This is a genomic window from Rubrobacter taiwanensis, from assembly GCF_004337705.1.
Classification (GTDB): domain Bacteria; phylum Actinomycetota; class Rubrobacteria; order Rubrobacterales; family Rubrobacteraceae; genus Rubrobacter_C; species Rubrobacter_C taiwanensis.
Genome location: NZ_SKBU01000035.1, coordinates 1 through 659, shown reverse-complemented (window position 1 = coordinate 659; position 659 = coordinate 1). Strand labels below are relative to the sequence as shown.

Below are 659 nucleotides of genomic sequence, written 5' to 3'. Positions count from 1 at the left end.
CTACTGGCGGCTGATCAGGATCAGGTACAGCAGCGTCAGAAGCGCCGTCAGAGCCGCCGCAATGTAGGTGAACGCCGCCGCCGTAAGCACCCGCCGCGTCCCCTCCGTCTCCGAACGGCCCAGAATGCCGTAGCGGGTGAGCAGGCCATAGGCCCTGGTTGAGGCATTGATCTCCACCGGCAGCGTCACAATGTGGAAGAGCAGCACCGCCGCAAACGCAATGATCGCCAGCTGGATGAGCAACTGCCCAGTAGCCGTGCCAACCCCCAAAATTATCCCCATGAAAAAGAGCGGAAACCACAGCTGGGCCCCGAAGTTCACAATCGGAAAGAGCCCCGCCCGCAGCTTCATGGGCAGGTAGCCGGTGGCGTCTTGGATGGCGTGGCCGCACTCGTGCGCCGCCACGCTGACGCCGGCTACCGTCCGGCCGTTGTAGTTGCTCTCCGAAAGCCGCACGGCCTTCGCCCCAGGGTCGTAGTGGTCGGTGAGCTGCCCGGCCACCGGCTCCACCTTGACGTGGCCGAGCCCGTTCTGGTCCAGAATCATGCGCGCCGCCTGCGCCCCGGTGAGCCCGCTGGCGCTCGCAACCTTGGAGTACTTGGAGTACGCGCTGCGCACCCAGAGCGCCGCGATGCCGGAGATTATGGCACCCACGATCA

The 659-nt window shown here is 65.3% G+C and carries 1 protein-coding gene; it reads right to left on the bottom strand.

Translation table 11 applies throughout. From position 1 onward, the window contains the following. Positions 1 to 657, bottom strand: a complete 657-nt coding sequence (locus E0L93_RS14220) for a zinc metallopeptidase (protein ID WP_132692746.1) — start codon at positions 655 to 657, stop codon at positions 1 to 3. Positions 658 to 659 lie beyond the last annotated feature (2 nt).